Below are 15671 nucleotides of genomic sequence, written 5' to 3'. Positions count from 1 at the left end.
TGTGGCGCGCTCCCCGCGCGTCGGGCGCCAGCCCCCGCGCCCCGACGACCCCCGACGGCACACTCTGTGACGTGACAGTCACGCACCAGAGTGAGCTGGAGCGGCTCGAGTCCATCGCCGAGGACAGCTGGTACGCCGCCGGACCGATGCCGACCAGCCTGCGGTACCTCGCGGGCGTCTTCGGCCGGCACTGGCGCGGGGAGCGGTGCCTGGAGCTCGGCCCGGCCGAGGGTCTGATGACCGAGCGGCTCGCCGAGGCCTTCCCCGCGCTGACGCTGGTCGACGGGTCGAGCGCCTTCTGCCGGGACCTGTCGGGTCGGTTCCCCGCGGCCACCGTCGTCCACGCGCTGTTCGAGGAGTACGTCCCCGAGGAGCAGTTCGACACCGTCGTCCTGGGCCACGTGCTCGAGCACGTCGTCGACCCGGTCGGGCTGCTCGAGCGGGTGCGGCAGTGGATCGCCCCCGGGGGCGTGGCCCTGGCCGCGGTGCCGAACTCCCACAGCCTGCACCGCCAGGCCGCCGTCCTCATGGGCCTGCTGCCCACGGAGGACGCCCTCAACGAGACAGACCTGCACCACGGGCACCGCCGGGTGTACGACCTGCCGGGCCTGCAGGCCGACTTCGCGGCCGCCGGCTGGACGGTCACGACGACCGGCGGCTACTGGCTCAAGCCGCTGTCGAACGCTCAGACGGCCGAGCAGTGGACGCAGGAGGTGCTCGACGCCTACATGCAGCTCGGCGAGCGCTACCCCGACTCGGCCGCGGAGATCTATGTCGTCGCCGAGCCCTGAGGCCGTCCTGGAGGACTCCCTCCGCCGTGTCGAGTGGCAGCCCGTCGTCCTCGGGGAGAGCCCCCGGCGGCTGGAGCTGCTGCCGTTGTCGGCGTCCTGGCCGACGCGGGAGCTGCGCATCCGGGTGCACCGGAACACGGCCTTCGAGTACGTGGCCTCGCTCCTCCCCCCGTTCCTGGCCTACGCGGGCCTGTCGGCCACCGTGGAGCACGGCGACTACGACGACTCGCTGAGCACGGTCGGACAGGGGGACGCGACCGCGGACGTCGAGGTGGTCTGGCTGGACTTCGAGCGGTACGGGGGTACCGACCCGGTCGCGCTGGGCGACTGGCTGCGCGAGCGGCTGGCCACCCTGCGGGCGCGGACGCTGGCCCCGGTCCTGGTCGCCGACCGGCCCGGGTCCGATCCCGCCGCCGCGGCGGTCAACCGGGAGCTGGCGCGGTGCTGCCGGGAGGTGCCCGGCGTGGCCGTCGCCGACCTGTCCGCGATCGCGGCACGGGTCGGCCCGGGGTTCGTCGACCCCCGGGCCCGGGACGTCGCGGGCACCCGGATGAGCGCGGGTGCCGCCGTGCTGACGGCCCAGCGGATGGGTCTGCGCTGGCTGCCCGCGCTCGTCGCGCCGCGGGTCAAGGCCCTCGCCGTGGACCTGGACATGACCCTCTACCAGGGGGTGCTGGGCGAGGACGGGCCGGCCGGGGTGGTCCTCACCCCGCAGCACCGGGCGCTGCAGGAGCGCCTGCGCGACCTCGGCCGGGACGGCGTCCTGCTCGCGCTGGTCTCCCGCAACGAGCCCGCCGACGTCGAGGCCCTGTTCGCCACGCGCACCGACTTCCCGCTCCGGCTGGCGGACTTCTCCGCCCGGGCGGTCGGCTGGGGCGCCAAGAGCGCGGGGGTGGCCGCGGCCGCGGCCGCCCTGCGGATCTCGCCGGAGGCGGTGGTCTTCGTCGACGACAACGCCGGCGAGCTGGCCGAGGTGGCCGCCGGGGTGCGCATCGGCGGGCTGCTGCACGCCGCCGACGCCGCGGCGACCGCCACCGCGCTCGCCCTCTTCCCCGGCCTGCACGGCCACGCCCGGACCGGCGAGGACGCGCTGCGGGCCGCCGACCTTGCCGCCGCCACCGAGCGCGCGCGGTCGGCCGCCAGCGACCCGGACGCCTACCTGCGGTCGCTGGGGGTGGGCTTGCGCCTCACCCTGGACGACCCCGGCCAGCTCGCCCGGATGGCCGCGCTCGCGGCCAAGACCAACCAGTTCAACACCGCGCTGCGCCGGACCGGCCCGGCCGAGCTCGGCCGCTGGCTGGCCGACGGCGACGTCCACGTCGTCACCGCGGCGCTGCGCGACCGGCTCTCCGACAGCGGGGTCGTCGCCCTGGTGGCCGGGCGGCGCGGCGCGGACGACCGCCTCGTGGTCGAGGAGCTGTGCGTCAGCTGCCGCGCGCTGGGCCGGAGCGTCGAGGACGTCCTGCTGGCCGCCGCCGTAGGCCGCCTGATGGAGGAGACCGGCGCCGGCTCCGCGGCCGTCGTCTACACCCCGGGCCCGCGCAACGAGCCGGCGCGCGCCTGGCTCGCGGCCCACAGCAGCACACCCGTGGACACGCCCGGCGAGGTGCCCCTGACGTGGGACCCCGCCGCGTGCCGCGCTCTCGTCAGCGGCTCCCCCGTCGCTGTGACCTGGGAAGGACAGGAATGACCCGCGACGACGTCGAGGCGCGCGTGAACCACGTGCTCACGCTGGTCCTCAAGCTGCCGAGCCCCCCGGACGCGCCGCTGGAGCGGGCGCAGGTCCCGGAGTGGGACTCGCTGAGCCACATCGAGATCATCTACGCGGTCGAGGAGGACCTCGGCGTCACCTTCTCGGAGGAGGAGATGGGCGCGCTCGACGGGTCGGCCGCGATCGTGGCGGCCGCGGAGCGACACCTTGCGGCATGACGTCCACCTCGACGGGCCAGCGTTCCGCCTGAGGCCGGTCGAGCGGGGCGACGCCGCGGAGATCCTGCGACTGCGCAGCGACCCGGAGCGTTCCCGCTTCATCCACGCCACCGCTCCCTCCGTCGAGGCGCAGGAACGGTGGCTGGACGCCTACGCCGAGCGCGACGGCGACCACTACTGGGCGCTCGAGCGCCGCGACGGTGGCCCCGTCGAGGGCTTCGTCGGGATCTACGACGTCGAGGGCACCACGGCCGAGTGGGGTCGCTGGGTGCTGCGGCCGGGCTCCCTCGCCGCGCCGGAGAGCGCCTGGCTGGTGCACGAGGTGGGCTTCACGGTGCTGGGCCTGCGGTCGATGCTCACCCGCACCCTGGTGGACAACCGCCCGGTCGTGGCGTTCCACAGCCGATACGGCGCCGAGGTGCTGCGCACCGTCCCCGGCCACGCGCGCATCGGGGGCGTCCTGCACGACGCGGTCGAGGCGCGGATGACCCCGGAGCTGTGGACGACGGCCGGTCCCCGCCTGCTGGCCATGGCGGAGCGGGCCGCGGGCCTGCTGCGCCGGAGGGCTCCCGTCCCGCGGTGAGCCGCCGGGAGCTCAGCGCTGGAGCAGCTCGACCAGGCTCCGGCTGCGCAGCATGACGAAGGCCACCGGCCGGCCACCGAAGGCGACCGCGGGCGCCGGCGGGGAGACCACCCGGTGGCCCGCGCCCCGGAGCCGGGCCAGGGCGTCGTCGAGGTCGTCGGTCTCGTAGCAGACGTGGTACATCCGCACGCCGCGCTCCAGCCAGCCGGTGAGCGGCGACTGCTCGTCGAGGGGCTCCAGCAGCTCCACCCGGAACGGCCCGAGCACCTGGAAGGAGCCCCGGACCCGCTGGTGCGGGTCCTCGAACACCGGCCCCTCGGGGAGGTAGCCGAGCAGCGCGTGGGCGTCGGCCTCGGCCGCGAGGTCCCGGCAGGCCAGCCCGACGTGGTGGAACGACAACCCGGCCAGGGGCACCGCGCCCGCCGGCCCGGCCTCCCGCGCCCCGTCCCCCACCTGCGCCTCCCGTCCCGTCCGCCCTCGTCCGTGCCGGTCATCCTCCCCCCTGCCGATGGAGAAGCTGTGACGTCCCTGTTCGACACCCGCACCGACCGGCGCTCGGCCCTCCCGGGCCGCCGGGCGACCGACTGGAACCCGCCGCCCGAGGGCAACGGGGCCGGCTGCCGGATCGTCGACCTGCCGCGGGTCACCGACCCCCGCGGCAACCTGACCTTCCTCGAGAGCGGGCACCAGGTCCCCTTCGACATCGCCCGCGTCTACTACCTGTACGACGTCCCGGGCGGGGAGTCGCGCGGCGGCCACGCCCACCGGGAGCTCCAGCAGCTGATCGTCGCGGCGGCCGGCAGCTTCGACGTCGTCGTCGACGACGGCACCGAGACGGCGCGCTTCCACCTCAACCGGTCCTACTACGGCCTCTACGTGCCGCGCCTGACCTGGCGGGAGCTGGGCAACTTCTCCAGCGGCAGCGTCTGCCTCGTGCTCGCCTCCCAGCGGTACAGCGAGGACGACTACTACCGCGACTACGACGAGTTCCTGGCCGCCCGGCGCCTCGCCGACGGGGTCGCGCGGTGACCCGGGTCCTCGCCCGGCGGGAGGTCCCCTTCCTGGACCTGCGCGCCGCGCACGCCGAGCTGCAGGCCGACCTGGACGACGCGGCGCTGCGCGTGCTCCGCAGCGACCGGGTGCTCCTGGGCCCGGAGCTGGCGGCCTTCGAGCAGCGGTGGGCCGACCACGTCGGCGCTGCGCACGCCGTGGGGGTGGGCAGCGGCCTGGACGCGCTGACCCTCGGCCTCCGCGCGCTCGGCGTGGGCCCCGGCGACGAGGTGCTGGTCCCCTCGCACACGTTCGTCGCCACGTGGCTCGCCGTCGTCCACGCCGGGGCGCAGCCCGTCCCGGTGGACGTCTCCCCGGTGACCGGCGCGTGGGAGGCCGACGCGGTCGAGGCCGCCGTCGGCGGCCGGACCCGGGCACTGCTCCCGGTGCACCTCTACGGGCACCCGGTGGACCTCGACCCGCTGCTGGCCGTGGCCGCACGGCACGGCCTGGCCGTGCTCGACGACGCCGCCCAGGCCCACGGCGCCCGCTACCGGGGCCGGCACGTCGGCGCGCTGACCTCCGCCACCGCGTGGAGCTTCTACCCCGGCAAGAACCTCGGCGCGCTCGGCGACGGCGGTGCGGTGACGACACCGGACCCGGAGGTCGCCCGGCGGCTGCGGTCGCTGCGCAACTACGGGTCGACGGAGAAGTACGTCCACGACGAGGTCGGCTGGAACAGCCGGCTCGACGAGCTGCAGGCCGCCCTGCTGTCGGTGAAGCTGCGCCGGCTGGAGGAGTTCAACGCCCGCCGGGCGGAGGTGGCCCGCCGGTACGCCGAGGGACTGGCCGGACTGGACCTCGTGCTGCCCTCGACGGCCGCCTGGGCCTCACCCGTCTGGCACCTCTACGTCGTCCGGACGCCGGAGCGCGACGCGCTGCGCGCCGCCCTCGCCGGCGCCGGGATCGAGGCCGGCGTCCACTACCCGGTGCCCCCGCACCGGCAGCCGGCCTTCGCCGGCACCCCGCTGGCCCGCGCCGCCCTCCCGGCCGCCGACGCGCTCGCGCGCGAGGTGCTGAGCCTGCCCATGGGCCCGCACCTGTCCGAGCAGGACCAGGCGCACGTGATCGACGCCGTCCGGAGGTGCGTGGCGTGAGCGGCCCGCTCGTCAGCATCCTGGTCCCGACCTACAACGGCGAGCGCTTCCTGGAGGAAGCGCTGCTGTCGGCACTCGCCCAGACCCACCGGGAGCTCGAGGTCGTCGTCGGCGACGACGCCTCCACCGACCGCACTCCCGAGATCCTCGCCGCGTTCGCCGCCGCCGACCCCCGGGTCCGCGTGCTGCGCCACGAGCAGAACCTGGGGCCCTGGGACAACCCGGTCGCCCTGCTGCGCGAGGCCCGCGGCGAGTACGTGAAGTTCCTCCTGCACGACGACGTGCTCGCCCCCACCTGCGTCGAGGTGCTGCTGGAGGGCCTCCGCGCGTCCCCGGGCGTCACCCTTGCCTTCTCGCACCGGGCGATGGTCGACGAGGAGGGCCGGCCGGTCCCCGGCCGGCAGGTGGGACAGCTCTCGGAGCGGGCCGGGGTCGTCGACGGCCGGTACCTGGGCGGCCTCGTCCTCGAGAACACCGCGAACGTCATCGGCGAGGTGACCACGGTCCTGTTCCGGCGCCGGGACGTCGACCCGGGGGACCTCTGGCGGGTCGACGGCCGGCTGATGACGGCCAACGGCGACATCGCCCTGTGGCTGGACCTGCTCTCCCGCGGGGACGCGTACTACACGCCGCAGACCCTGAGCTCCTTCCGTCTCCACGGCGGGCAGCAGACCCAGAACCCGCGGGTGGTGGCCGGCGGGGCCCGGGACTGGCCGCTGCTGATCGACTGGGGCCGGCGCCAGGGGTTCCTGCCCGACCCGGCCGCCGAGGCACGGGCCCACACGCGGGCGCTGGCCACCGCTGCGGGCGTGCACGCCTCGCTGCACGAGGGCCCGCACAGCGGCGAGCTGCTCGAGGCGGTGTTCCTGTCGACCGCGCGCCTGGTCGAGCTGCGGACGACGTCGACGGCCGGCACCACCGAGCCGCTGTCGACCCGTGCCCACGGGGCCGCCGTCCTGGCCCGGTTCACCCAGGAGCTCGACGTCTGGTCACGACCGCGTCCGCTCGCGCTGGCGACGCTGACGCCGGACGCCACCGAGGTGGCCGCGACCGTCGCGGCCCTGCGGGAGGTGTCCGACGCCGGGGTGGCGCAGCGCCTGGTCGTGGCGGCGCGGCCGGACGACGTCGCGGCGGTGGTGCCCCTCGTCGAGGACGCCCTCACCGCGGGCCTGGACATCGACCTCGAGCTGGTGCCGGCCGACGACGCCGCCGGGCTGCTCTCCGCCCCGTGGCTGGCCGTCACCCCGCGCGGCAGCTCCTGGCACCGCGGCCGCGCCGACGCGGTGTGGACCTTCGACGTCCCGGCCGGATGACCCCTCGGAGGGACGGGCCGACGCCGGTCGGCACACCCGCTCCCTCCCTCCGGGGAGGGGTCGGCGCGCCTCCGGCCCGGAAGCTGAGTAGCGTCCGGGGTTGATGAGCGAGACAGCGAGCGCACCCGCCGGCACCGCCGACGTATCCCTGCGCTATCCCGGTGGAGAACTGCCCCTGCACGTGGTCCCGGCCACGGAGGGGGCCGATGGCATCGACACAGGCAAGCTGCTGTCGACGACCGGCACGGTCGCCCTCGACATCGGCTTCGTCAACACCGCGTCCTGCACGTCGGCCATCACCTACATCGACGGCGACGCCGGCATCCTGCGCTACCGCGGGTACCCGATCGACCAGCTCGCCGAGAAGGCGAGCTTCGTCGAGGTCAGCTACCTGCTGATCTACGGCGAGCTGCCCACGGCCGACCAGCTGGCCGACTTCGACTCGCGGCTGCGGCGGCACACGCTGCTGCACGAGGACCTCAAGCAGTTCTTCAAGGGGTTCCCGCGGGACGCGCACCCGATGCCGGTGCTCTCCTCGGCGGTCAGCGCCCTGTCGACCTTCTACCAGGACTCGCTGGACCCGTTCGACGCCGAGCAGGTCGAGATCTCCACGCTGCGCCTGCTGGCCAAGCTGCCGACGATCGCCGCGTACGCGTACAAGAAGTCGGTCGGCCAGCCGTTCCTCTACCCGGACAACTCCCTGGGCCTGGTGGAGAACTTCCTCCGGATGACCTTCGGGTTCCCTGCGGAGCCCTACGAGGTCGACCCGGAGATCGCCGCGGCGCTGGACATGCTCTTCGTCCTGCACGCCGACCACGAGCAGAACTGCTCCACCTCGACCGTCCGGCTGGTCGGCTCCTCGCAGGCCAACCTGTTCGCGTCGGTGTCGGCCGGCATCAACGCCCTGTTCGGCCCGCTGCACGGCGGCGCCAACCAGTCGGTGCTGGAGATGCTCGAGGCCATCCAGCGCGACGGCGGGGACGTGGACCGCTTCGTCGCGCGGGTCAAGGACAAGGAGCCCGGCGTCAAGCTCATGGGCTTCGGGCACCGCGTCTACAAGAACTACGACCCGCGCGCGGCGATCATCAAGAAGACCGCCGACACCGTGCTGGCCAAGCTCGGTGGGAACAACGAGCTGCTCGACCTGGCCGGGCGGCTGGAGGAGATCGCGCTCAGCGACGACTACTTCATCCAGCGCAAGCTCTACCCGAACGTCGACTTCTACACCGGGCTGATCTACCGGGCGATGGGCTTCCCCACCCGGATGTTCACCGTGCTGTTCGCGCTGGGCCGGCTGCCCGGCTGGATCGCCCAGTGGCGCGAGATGATCGCCGACCCGGCGACCAAGATCGGCCGGCCCCGGCAGGTCTACACCGGGGAGAAGGAGCGGGCGTTCGTGGAGATCACCGACCGCTGAGCGAGGACCCCGCCGAGGTCCCGTCGTCCGCCCGGACGGCGGGACCTCGGCGTCTGTCGGCGGCGCTCTGCCAGCATGGGCGGCGCCGTCCCACCCCGGACCGCCCCGGCGGCCCGTCGCCCTCCCGGGAAGGAGATCGATGGCCGAGTCCTCGTCCGACGACGACCTGGTCCTCCCGCCCGTGCCGTTGGCGACCGGTGCGGTGGTGCACGTCGACGGCACCGACCGCCGGGTGGCCTCGGTCGAGCTCGTGGTCTCCACCGAGGACGGCGGGCAGCTGCGGATCCCCCTCGAGCACCGCCACGGGGCGTGGTGGCCCCCGGGAGACCGCCCCGCCGGCGACCGCTGACCCGTCCACCGATCGGGTGCCACCCGCGGTCCACCCTCCCCCGGAGGGGTGACGCCATCCCCCGGCCCCCTCCGGCTGCCCGCCCGGCCCGTCGATACGAGGGCCACGAGCTCCGCACTCCGCGGAGGTCGTGGCCACGTACGACGAGACCGCCGGGGGACCCGCAGTGCCTGCACCACGCACGACGGCGCCCCGGGCGGGCACGACCCGCGAGGCCGCGCTCCGCCAGGCCGCCCTGCGCCAGGCCGCGCTCCGGCAGGCGTCCGCGGCCGTGGCCCCTCCCCCGTCCGCCGCCCGCGCCCGGACCACCGCCGCCCGAGGCCAGGGCACCGCCCGGTCCCGGACCACGGCCTCCCGCCGGTCCGCACCCCCGTCCGGCACGGCGACCCGGCCCCCGCTGACCGCCCAGGAGGCCGCCGCGCTGCGGGCGGTGCTCGCCGCGCGCGCCGCCGGCACCGGTCCCGGGACGGCCACCCCCGGGCCCCGTCCCGCGCGTCGGCGTCCGGGCACACAGCCGCGCCGCCGGACGCCGGCCGGCAGGGAGGCCCGCCGCCCCCTTCCCAGGCGCACCGACCGGCGGCGCTGGTCGGTGCGCCTGTCCCTCACCGCCCTCGGGCTCGTCCTGCCCGTGCTGGCCGGCGTCCTCGCACCGGGCGCCCGGCAGGCCGGCACCGCGGCCGAACCGACCGACGCCGCGGGCCTCGCGCTGGCCGCGCAGAGCTCGATGCTCGACAGCGCCGCCCGCTACCGGGGCCTGGAGCAGGCCCTGGCCGACCGGCGGGCCGACCTGCAGCGCGCGCGGGAGGCCGAGCGCGCCGCCGGAGAGCGCCTCACCGCGGCCCGGGAGGCGGTCGGCGGACGCGCCGCCGCGCTCTACCGGACGACGGCCGAGGAGCGGGCCCCGCTGCTCGAGCTGAGCGTGCAGGAGGCCTCGACCACCTCGGACGTGCTGTACGCGCAGGGCCTGGCCGAGCTCGGGCAGCGGGACCTGGAGACCACCGTGGCACGGGCCGACCGCGCCGCGGCCGACGTCGCCGTCGCCGCGGACCGGGTGGCCACCGCGGAGGCCGCCGTCGCCGCCGTCTCCCGGCAGGCCGCTGCCGTCCTCGACGAGGTCCGGGCCTCCGCGGCCGGACTGCGCACCGACGTGGCCGCCCAGCTGGCCGGCCTGGGCGCCGGACCGGCGGTCGCGGCGCAGCAGGAGACCAACCGGAAGGCGCTGCAGCGGTGGCAGGACTACCTCGCGCAGCTGTCCGGCGCCGGGATCGAGCCGCCCTCCGCGGCCGCGCTCGCCGACCCGGCGGCGTTGCCGGCGGGGCTCTCCCCCTCCCGGGACGGCTCCGGCCAGGTGGTCCCCGGGGTCGCCTGGGCGGTCGTCGGCAACCGGCCCGTGACCGTGCTGCCGGCGGAGACGATCGCGGCGGTCAGCGGCGCGCTGGCCCAGGTCGGCAAGCCCTACGTGCCCGGACGCAGCGGTCCCGACGCCTACGACTGCGGCGGGCTGGCCTCCGGCGCCTGGCTGCTGGCCGGGTACGCACTGCCGGCCTGGCCCGCCGACCAGTGGGCCGGGGGCGCGGCCGTGCCGCTGTCGCAGCTGCAGGTGGGCGACCTCGTCTTCGCCGACGGCGGCACCGACGTCGGGATCTCCCTCGGCGAGGGCCAGGTCGTCGCGGCCTCGGGGGCCGGCTACCAGGTCGCCGTCCGGACGATGTCCGACGCGACGGGCGCCGTGCGGGTGACCCTCCCCGCGCCCGCCGAGCCCAACGGCCTCCTGCCTCCCGGCACCGCGGGGCGCGCCGCCTGCGGCGCTCCCGCGGCGGTGGGCGGGGTGAGCCCGGCGTGGGGCGGCTGGACCAACGGGGGCATCCCGTCGGGCGCGCTGTGCTCCATCGCCCGGGGCCACGCGCTCCGCTGCGACGCCGCCGCCGGCTACGCGGCGATGGCCGAGGCCTTCGCGGCCGCCTTCGACCGCCCACTGTGCATCACCGACAGCTACCGCTCCTTCGCCAGCCAGGTGACCGCGTTCCGGGCCAAGCCACAGCTGGCGGCGGTGCCCGGGACGTCCAACCACGGCTGGGCCCTGGCGGTCGACCTGTGCGGCGGCATCAACGTCGCCGGGACGCCCCAGTCGGCGTGGATGGCCGCGCACGCCGGCCGCTTCGGCTTCGTGCAGCCGGACTGGGCGCGGCCGGGCGGCGAGAAGCCCGAGCCCTGGCACTGGGAGTTCGGCGACCTCGCCTGAGCGCAGCCCATCGCTCGCCGGTCGGGGATCAGGGGTGCCGGCACCCCGGGCGGGAGCCGCAGGAGTCTCGCTCAGGTCCAGCGCAGGTGGGCGAGCTGCCGCCAGGGCAGCCGCACGCACGCCTCGCCGGTCTCCCCGGCCAGCCGGGCGGCGACGCCGGCCCCGGCACAGGCGACCGGCGACCCGGGCGTCACGACGACGTGGACGTCGTCCACCGCGAGGCCCGCCGCCGCGATGCGGTCCAGCAGGCGCTCCGGCGTCCCCAGGACGGCGGAGGCGAGCAGCGGCACCTCGGGGTGCGACCACAGCGCCACCGGGCCCTCCACCCGCAGCACACCCTCGACGGCCGCGGCGCGGCCGGCCGCCGCGTGGCGCACGGCCTCGACGGTGCGGCGGTCGGCACCGGGCGAGGGCGCCCAGGGCAGCGCCGACCGGCCGCGCCGGACGACGACGCACCAGCCGACCGCGGACTGCCTGGAGTCGGTCCAGTCCAGGACGGCGACCCCCGCCTCCGCGGCGAGGGCGTCGGGCACCGGGCGGGCGTCGACCCAGGCGACCAGTGCGGCGGCGACCGCCTCGGGCCCGCTCCCGACGCGGGCGTCGGTCAGGTCCTCGGCGAGGTCCCGCAGCGGCACGCGCAGCCGCCGCTCGGCCTCCTCGACCACGAGCAGCGGCCCGTCGACGCGGTCCTCGACGAGGGCCAGGTGGAGGGATGCGCTGGCCAGCGACGGGATCACCTCGTCGGCGGCCCGGCGCAGGTCCCGGACGGTCACCGGTGCCGGCCGCAGTCGAGACAGCAGCCCGGACCGACCCGTGGAGCGGGGCGTCACGCGCGCCCCCGGTCGAGGGCGTTCCGCAGCCGCGCGGGGAGCCGCGGCAGCTCGACCACGCTGGCCAGCTCCTGCGCCGACAGCCGCACGGGCAGCACGTCGGCGGCCCAGCCGGTGATCCGGCGCACGCGGGCGGCCGGAGCCGGCCACACCGCGTCCCGCGCGGCGGCGACGTGCAGCTCGGTGAGCACGTCGGACAGGTGGATCGCGGCCACCGGGTGCACGCCGGCGTCCGCCAGCGCCCCGCGCACGACCTCGGCGAGCTGCTCCCGGTCTGCGCCGGTCAGCCAGTGCGGCACGAGGACGTCGGGCATCGGCTCCCCAGCGGCGAGGGCGCTCACCGGGCGCCGTCCCGACCCGGCACGGTCCCGCTGCTGCGGCGGTTCCCCGTGCGGTTGCTCACGGAGGAGATATCGGCAGGCCTGACCCGCAATCGACCCGTGTCCCGGCCATTTCCGGCTGTCGGAACGAGTCAGTCCGCGAGCTCGGCCAACCGCTGCTTGAGCGCCTTCTCCACCCGGTCGGCGTGCACGTTCATGTTGCGCACCGAGGTCCCGAGGTCGGCCGACAGCTGCGTCTTCGTGCGGCCACCCCACGTGGTCAGGTACCACGTCGCCCACCCCAGCACGTTGGGTTGGCCCGCCCGCTGGTCGGGCCGCGCGGTGGGGTCCGGCGCGCAAGCGGCGGTCAGCGCGTGCGACAGCAGCGTCTGCTCCGCCTCCCCCATGATCTCGTCGGGCGCCTCGGCGGTGTCCGGCAGCATGATCTCCGTGGCGTCCGGGCCGCCGTCGAGGGACTGCAGGTTGCGCAGCCCGTTGAGCGTCGCCACCGTCTGGGAGTTGCGCCGCAGCGTGGCGACGCTCTGGCCCATGTAGGCGGCCAGTTCCTTCTCGGTGGGCTTGCGCTGGTGCGCGTTGACGAAGGCCGCGATCGCCTTCTGCTGCTTGTTCTCCGTGTCCGCGGCGGTCCGGCCGTGGGCGTTGCGGCCCAGGTCGTGCACCCACTTGGACAGCTGGGTGGCCAGGAACGCGCCGAAGGGGACGCCCTTGGTCTCGTCGTACTGCCCGACCGCCTTGAGGATCCACTCGCTCACCTGCTGGGTGAGGTCGTCGGGGTCGGGCAGGTGCAGCCGGATCGTGCTCATGTTGCGCTGCAGCCGCTTGAGGCTGACCGGCAGGTAGTGCCGGCACAGCGCGTCGAGGTAGACCGGCGGCAGGTCCCGCGGCGCCCGCCGGCGGACGTCGGTCTCCGCGCGCAGCCCCACCGTGGTGCACCCGCGACCGGCGCACCAGGCGCGCACCCAGTCGGCCAGCACCTGCGCCGTTCCGCAGGCGCCGTCCACCCGGTACAGGCCCTCGCCCTCGTCGTAGCTGACCGTCACGCCGTCGGGGAGCTCGCGGCGGAAGTCGTCGAGGGGCAGCTCCCGGTCGACCCGGAAGTGCACCCGGTCGCGGGGGGTGATCGGCGCGAGGGCCCAGCCCTCGGCCTCGGGGATGCCGCCGAACACCAGCGGGGCGCGGTTCCGCGCGCCGCTCGGGTCGGCGGGGACGTCGATGGGGGTGCTGCGGTGGTTCACCGGGACTCCTGGGCGGCTGCGGGGAAGACAGACGGCGGCCCCGTGCGGGGCCCGGCCCCGTCCTCCGGCGAGGGGGACGGGCGGCCCCCTGCAGGTCCCGCCGCGAGCGTGCGAGTGGCGGGAGGCAGGGGGCCTCTCTCAGGCGGGGATCTGCTCGACCGGGGACGACTGCCGGGGCACGGGGACGACGGAGCCCCCGGCAGCGCCCGCGTCCAGTCGCGCCATGAGGTCGGCCGCAGCGACGCGCTCGGCCTCGCCGGGCTCGACGGTGTAGACCGGCATGTGGTCGTACAGCGTCGTGAACAGCGCGCTGACGAAGGCATAGGCGGCCTGCGCCTGCGGGGAGAACCGGGCGACCGCGACCCGCGGGCCGAGCTCCACGCCGACGGTCACCCGCACGACCCGGTCGTCCTTGCTCAGCCCGGTCAGCGAGAACGACACCGAAGGGTGCTCGCCGGCCAGCTCGGCCAGCGCGGCCAGGCAGCGCCGCGTCGAACCGCGCCGCGGCCGCAGCTGGACGTGCACGACCACGGTGTCGGCCTCGAGGCCGAGGCCCTCCGGCATCGCGACGTCGGCGTCGGACCCGTTGACTGCGCTCTGTTGCATGGTGATTGCCCCCTGTGACGTGCTTGGGGCAACTCTCGCGCATCGAGCACGCGGGAACGGCACAACACTCGCTGTGCCGTACGCAGTTGTCCGGGCATCTCTTCGGCAGGTCTTGCCCGTGTCGTGGCCGCGCTCAGGAGTGCGGGTGAGGTCGTCGGCAGGAACCGCCAAGCACGAGGGGGCGGATCCCGGTCAGTTCTGCTCAGCCGGCGGCGTCCTCCGTGACCGGCTCGTGACCTGCGGGTCCCTCGCCCGCCGGGGCCGGCTCCCGTGCGGGGGCCGCCGCGGGGGCGAAGGCGGCCAGCGCGCCCAGGGTGTCGGCGGTGACCTGCGCCGCGAGGAGGTTGGCCTCGGCGATCTGCCGGTAGACCTCCTCGCGGTGGATGGTCACCTCGCGGGGGGCCTTGAAGCCCAGCCGCACGGTGCCGCCCCGGACCTCGACGACGTGGACCTCGATGTCGTCGCCGATGCGGATGGTCTCGCCGACGCTGCGGGTGAGAGTGAGCATCTGTACCCCTCCGTGGGTGTGGTGTGGCCGTCCGTGGCTGAGCGGCTCGCGAGGAGCCGCCCTGTTCAGTTATCGGCGCAGGGGACGCCGGATGGGATGCGCGGGGTCCGGGAGGACGACCTGGGCGGCCCGCCAGTTCGCCGGGTTGACCACGATCGGCGCGCGCAGGTTCGCCGTCGCCGCGGCCGGGCCCTCCGGCGGCACGGTGAGCAGGCAGTACACCCGCGCCTCCGTGGGCTCGTCGAGCTCCAGGTCGGCGCAGACCGGGCGCGGCAGCACCGGTGCGTAGTCCGGGAAGTACCGGCCCGGGTCCACCGCCAGGAACCGCGGCCCCTCGGGCGCCATGGACTGGAGCCAGAAGAGCCGGCCGTCGCCGTCGGCGGTGACGAGCACGTAGTCCCGGTGGCCGGGGAACCCGGGCAGCGCCTCGGTGAGCGACAGCAGCGGCAGCGTCGCGACGGCCGACAGTGTCATCGCAGGAAGTCCACGAGCGTGGGCTGGATGACCTTGGCGGTGGCCTGCAGCGCCGCCTGGTACCCGACCTGCTGCTGGCTCAGCTCCATGATCGTCTTCGCCATGTCGATGTCCTCGACCTCGGTGAGCTGCGACTTGAGCGTGAGCTGCAGGTCGGCGTTGACCTGGGTGGCGGCTTCCAGGCGCGCCGACCGGGCACCGACCGCGGAGGTGGCGCTGTAGAGGCGGGTGAGCGCGTCGTCGAGCCTGCCCAGGTCGGCCGTCAGCGCGGCCGGGTCGTCCACGACGTGGTCGGCGATGTCCTTGACCAGCGCGAAGAGGTCACCGTCGTCCGGGTCGCCGAAGGCCTCGGGACCGGTCACGTCGATCCGGACGTCCTCGGTGTTGGAGACCCGCCGGCGCGTCTCGACCACCGGGACGCCGTTGGCGCCGCCGACGCCGACGTAGGCACCGGTGTCCGCGTCGTAGGCGGTGGTCCCGGTCGTCACGCCGCCGAAGATGGGCTGACCGGCGATCGTCTGGTTGGCCAGGCCCAGCAGGCTCTCCCGCAGGGCCGCCACCTCGACGCTGATCGCCTCCCGGGAGGTCTCCGACAGGTTGCCGGTGTTCATGCCCTGCACGGTGAGGTTGCGCACCCGCTGCACCTGGCTGATGACCGAGGTCAGCGCCGTGTCGGTCGCGTCGAGCCGGGTCCGCCCGTCGGAGATGTTGCGGGCGTGCTGCAGTGCGGCGCTCTGGTCCTGGCGGACCTGCATCGCCTTGTTGGTCCCCGTCGGCGAGTCCGACGGCGCACTGATCTGCTTGCCGGAGGTCAGCTGCTGCTGCAGCTTGGCGACCGCGGAGAGGTTGCTGTTGAGGCCGAGCAGCGCGGTCTGCGTGACGGCGCGATGGGTGATGCGCATCAGG

18 protein-coding genes are annotated in these 15671 nt (G+C 75.5%); 10 read left to right on the top strand and 8 right to left on the bottom strand.

Annotated features, from left to right (window positions below; genetic code table 11):
* Nucleotides 1-71 precede the first annotated feature (71 nt).
* From ACI79C_RS03910 to ACI79C_RS03895, 4 genes are read left to right on the top strand one after another with little or no spacing between them, the layout of a single operon-like run.
* Nucleotides 72-791, top strand: a complete 720-nt coding sequence (locus ACI79C_RS03910) for a class I SAM-dependent methyltransferase (RefSeq protein ID WP_456944306.1) — start codon at nt 72-74, stop codon at nt 789-791.
* A complete protein-coding gene (locus tag ACI79C_RS03905) occupies nt 772-2481 on the top strand; it encodes an HAD-IIIC family phosphatase (RefSeq protein WP_456944305.1) in 1710 nt (569 codons plus the stop codon). The genes ACI79C_RS03910 and ACI79C_RS03905 overlap by 20 nt, the downstream gene beginning before the upstream one ends.
* On the top strand, nt 2478-2720 hold the full coding sequence (locus ACI79C_RS03900; protein ID WP_456944304.1) for an acyl carrier protein: 243 nt from the start codon (nt 2478-2480) through the stop codon (nt 2718-2720). Before ACI79C_RS03905 ends, ACI79C_RS03900 begins: the two co-directional genes overlap by 4 nt.
* Nucleotides 2710-3303, top strand: coding sequence for a GNAT family N-acetyltransferase (locus ACI79C_RS03895; protein ID WP_456944303.1), 594 nt, complete (start codon nt 2710-2712; stop codon nt 3301-3303). Before ACI79C_RS03900 ends, ACI79C_RS03895 begins: the two co-directional genes overlap by 11 nt.
* Nucleotides 3304-3315: 12 nt before the next feature.
* Here the strand turns inward: ACI79C_RS03895 and ACI79C_RS03890 are convergent, their stop codons facing one another.
* Entirely contained in the window at nt 3316-3756 is a 441-nt protein-coding gene (locus ACI79C_RS03890; RefSeq protein ID WP_456944302.1) for a VOC family protein, read from the bottom strand.
* 66 nt (nt 3757-3822) lie between these two features.
* On the opposite strand from ACI79C_RS03890, the gene ACI79C_RS03885 reads away from it, so the two are divergent.
* The 6 genes from ACI79C_RS03885 to ACI79C_RS03860 all read left to right on the top strand — a co-directional run bounded on the left by ACI79C_RS03885 (nt 3823) and on the right by ACI79C_RS03860 (nt 10771).
* Nucleotides 3823-4332, top strand: a complete 510-nt coding sequence (locus ACI79C_RS03885; protein ID WP_456944301.1) for a sugar 3,4-ketoisomerase — start codon at nt 3823-3825, stop codon at nt 4330-4332.
* The gene (locus tag ACI79C_RS03880; RefSeq protein WP_456944300.1) at nt 4329-5450 is read left to right on the top strand and encodes a DegT/DnrJ/EryC1/StrS family aminotransferase; all 1122 of its coding nucleotides are present in this window, start codon (nt 4329-4331) and stop codon (nt 5448-5450) included. The genes ACI79C_RS03885 and ACI79C_RS03880 overlap by 4 nt, the downstream gene beginning before the upstream one ends.
* The gene (locus ACI79C_RS03875) at nt 5447-6763 is read left to right on the top strand and encodes a glycosyltransferase family 2 protein (RefSeq protein WP_456944299.1); all 1317 of its coding nucleotides are present in this window, start codon (nt 5447-5449) and stop codon (nt 6761-6763) included. Before ACI79C_RS03880 ends, ACI79C_RS03875 begins: the two co-directional genes overlap by 4 nt.
* A 103-nt stretch (nt 6764-6866) precedes the next feature.
* Nucleotides 6867-8180: a citrate synthase gene (locus tag ACI79C_RS03870; RefSeq protein ID WP_456944298.1), complete on the top strand. Its 1314-nt coding sequence runs from the start codon at nt 6867-6869 to the stop codon at nt 8178-8180.
* A gap of 139 nt (nt 8181-8319) precedes the next feature.
* Nucleotides 8320-8529, top strand: a complete 210-nt coding sequence (locus tag ACI79C_RS03865) for a hypothetical protein (protein ID WP_456944297.1) — start codon at nt 8320-8322, stop codon at nt 8527-8529.
* Nucleotides 8530-8695: 166 nt separating this feature from the next.
* Nucleotides 8696-10771: an NlpC/P60 family protein gene (locus ACI79C_RS03860; RefSeq protein WP_456944296.1), complete on the top strand. Its 2076-nt coding sequence runs from the start codon at nt 8696-8698 to the stop codon at nt 10769-10771.
* A 71-nt stretch (nt 10772-10842) separates the two neighbouring features.
* Here ACI79C_RS03860 and ACI79C_RS03855 read toward each other — a convergent pair whose 3' ends face one another.
* From ACI79C_RS03855 to flgL, 7 genes are all read right to left on the bottom strand, one after another.
* Complete coding sequence (locus ACI79C_RS03855; protein ID WP_456944295.1) at nt 10843-11544, bottom strand: hypothetical protein; 702 nt, start codon at nt 11542-11544, stop codon at nt 10843-10845.
* A 53-nt stretch (nt 11545-11597) separates the two neighbouring features.
* A complete protein-coding gene (locus tag ACI79C_RS03850) occupies nt 11598-11915 on the bottom strand; it encodes a hypothetical protein (protein ID WP_456944294.1) in 318 nt (105 codons plus the stop codon).
* A gap of 158 nt (nt 11916-12073) precedes the next feature.
* Nucleotides 12074-13177 (bottom strand): flagellar biosynthesis protein FliA, encoded by a 1104-nt coding sequence (locus ACI79C_RS03845; RefSeq protein WP_456944293.1) that lies wholly within the window; start codon nt 13175-13177, stop codon nt 12074-12076.
* Nucleotides 13178-13315: 138 nt separating this feature from the next.
* Nucleotides 13316-13783, bottom strand: a complete 468-nt coding sequence (locus tag ACI79C_RS03840) for a hypothetical protein (protein WP_456944292.1) — start codon at nt 13781-13783, stop codon at nt 13316-13318.
* A 202-nt stretch (nt 13784-13985) separates the two neighbouring features.
* A complete protein-coding gene (gene csrA, locus ACI79C_RS03835) occupies nt 13986-14291 on the bottom strand; it encodes a carbon storage regulator CsrA (protein WP_456944291.1) in 306 nt (101 codons plus the stop codon).
* A gap of 69 nt (nt 14292-14360) precedes the next feature.
* Nucleotides 14361-14765, bottom strand: coding sequence for a flagellar assembly protein FliW (gene fliW, locus ACI79C_RS03830; protein WP_456944290.1), 405 nt, complete (start codon nt 14763-14765; stop codon nt 14361-14363).
* Nucleotides 14762-15667 carry a flagellar hook-associated protein FlgL gene (gene flgL, locus ACI79C_RS03825; RefSeq protein WP_456944289.1) on the bottom strand — a complete coding sequence of 302 codons (906 nt, stop codon included), beginning with the start codon at nt 15665-15667 and terminating at the stop codon, nt 14762-14764. Before flgL ends, fliW begins: the two co-directional genes overlap by 4 nt.
* Nucleotides 15668-15671 lie beyond the last annotated feature (4 nt).

This window comes from Geodermatophilus sp. SYSU D00697, assembly GCF_054050175.1.
Note: the sequence above shows the minus strand (reverse complement) of the source record. Positions and strands in the feature narration are given on the sequence as shown.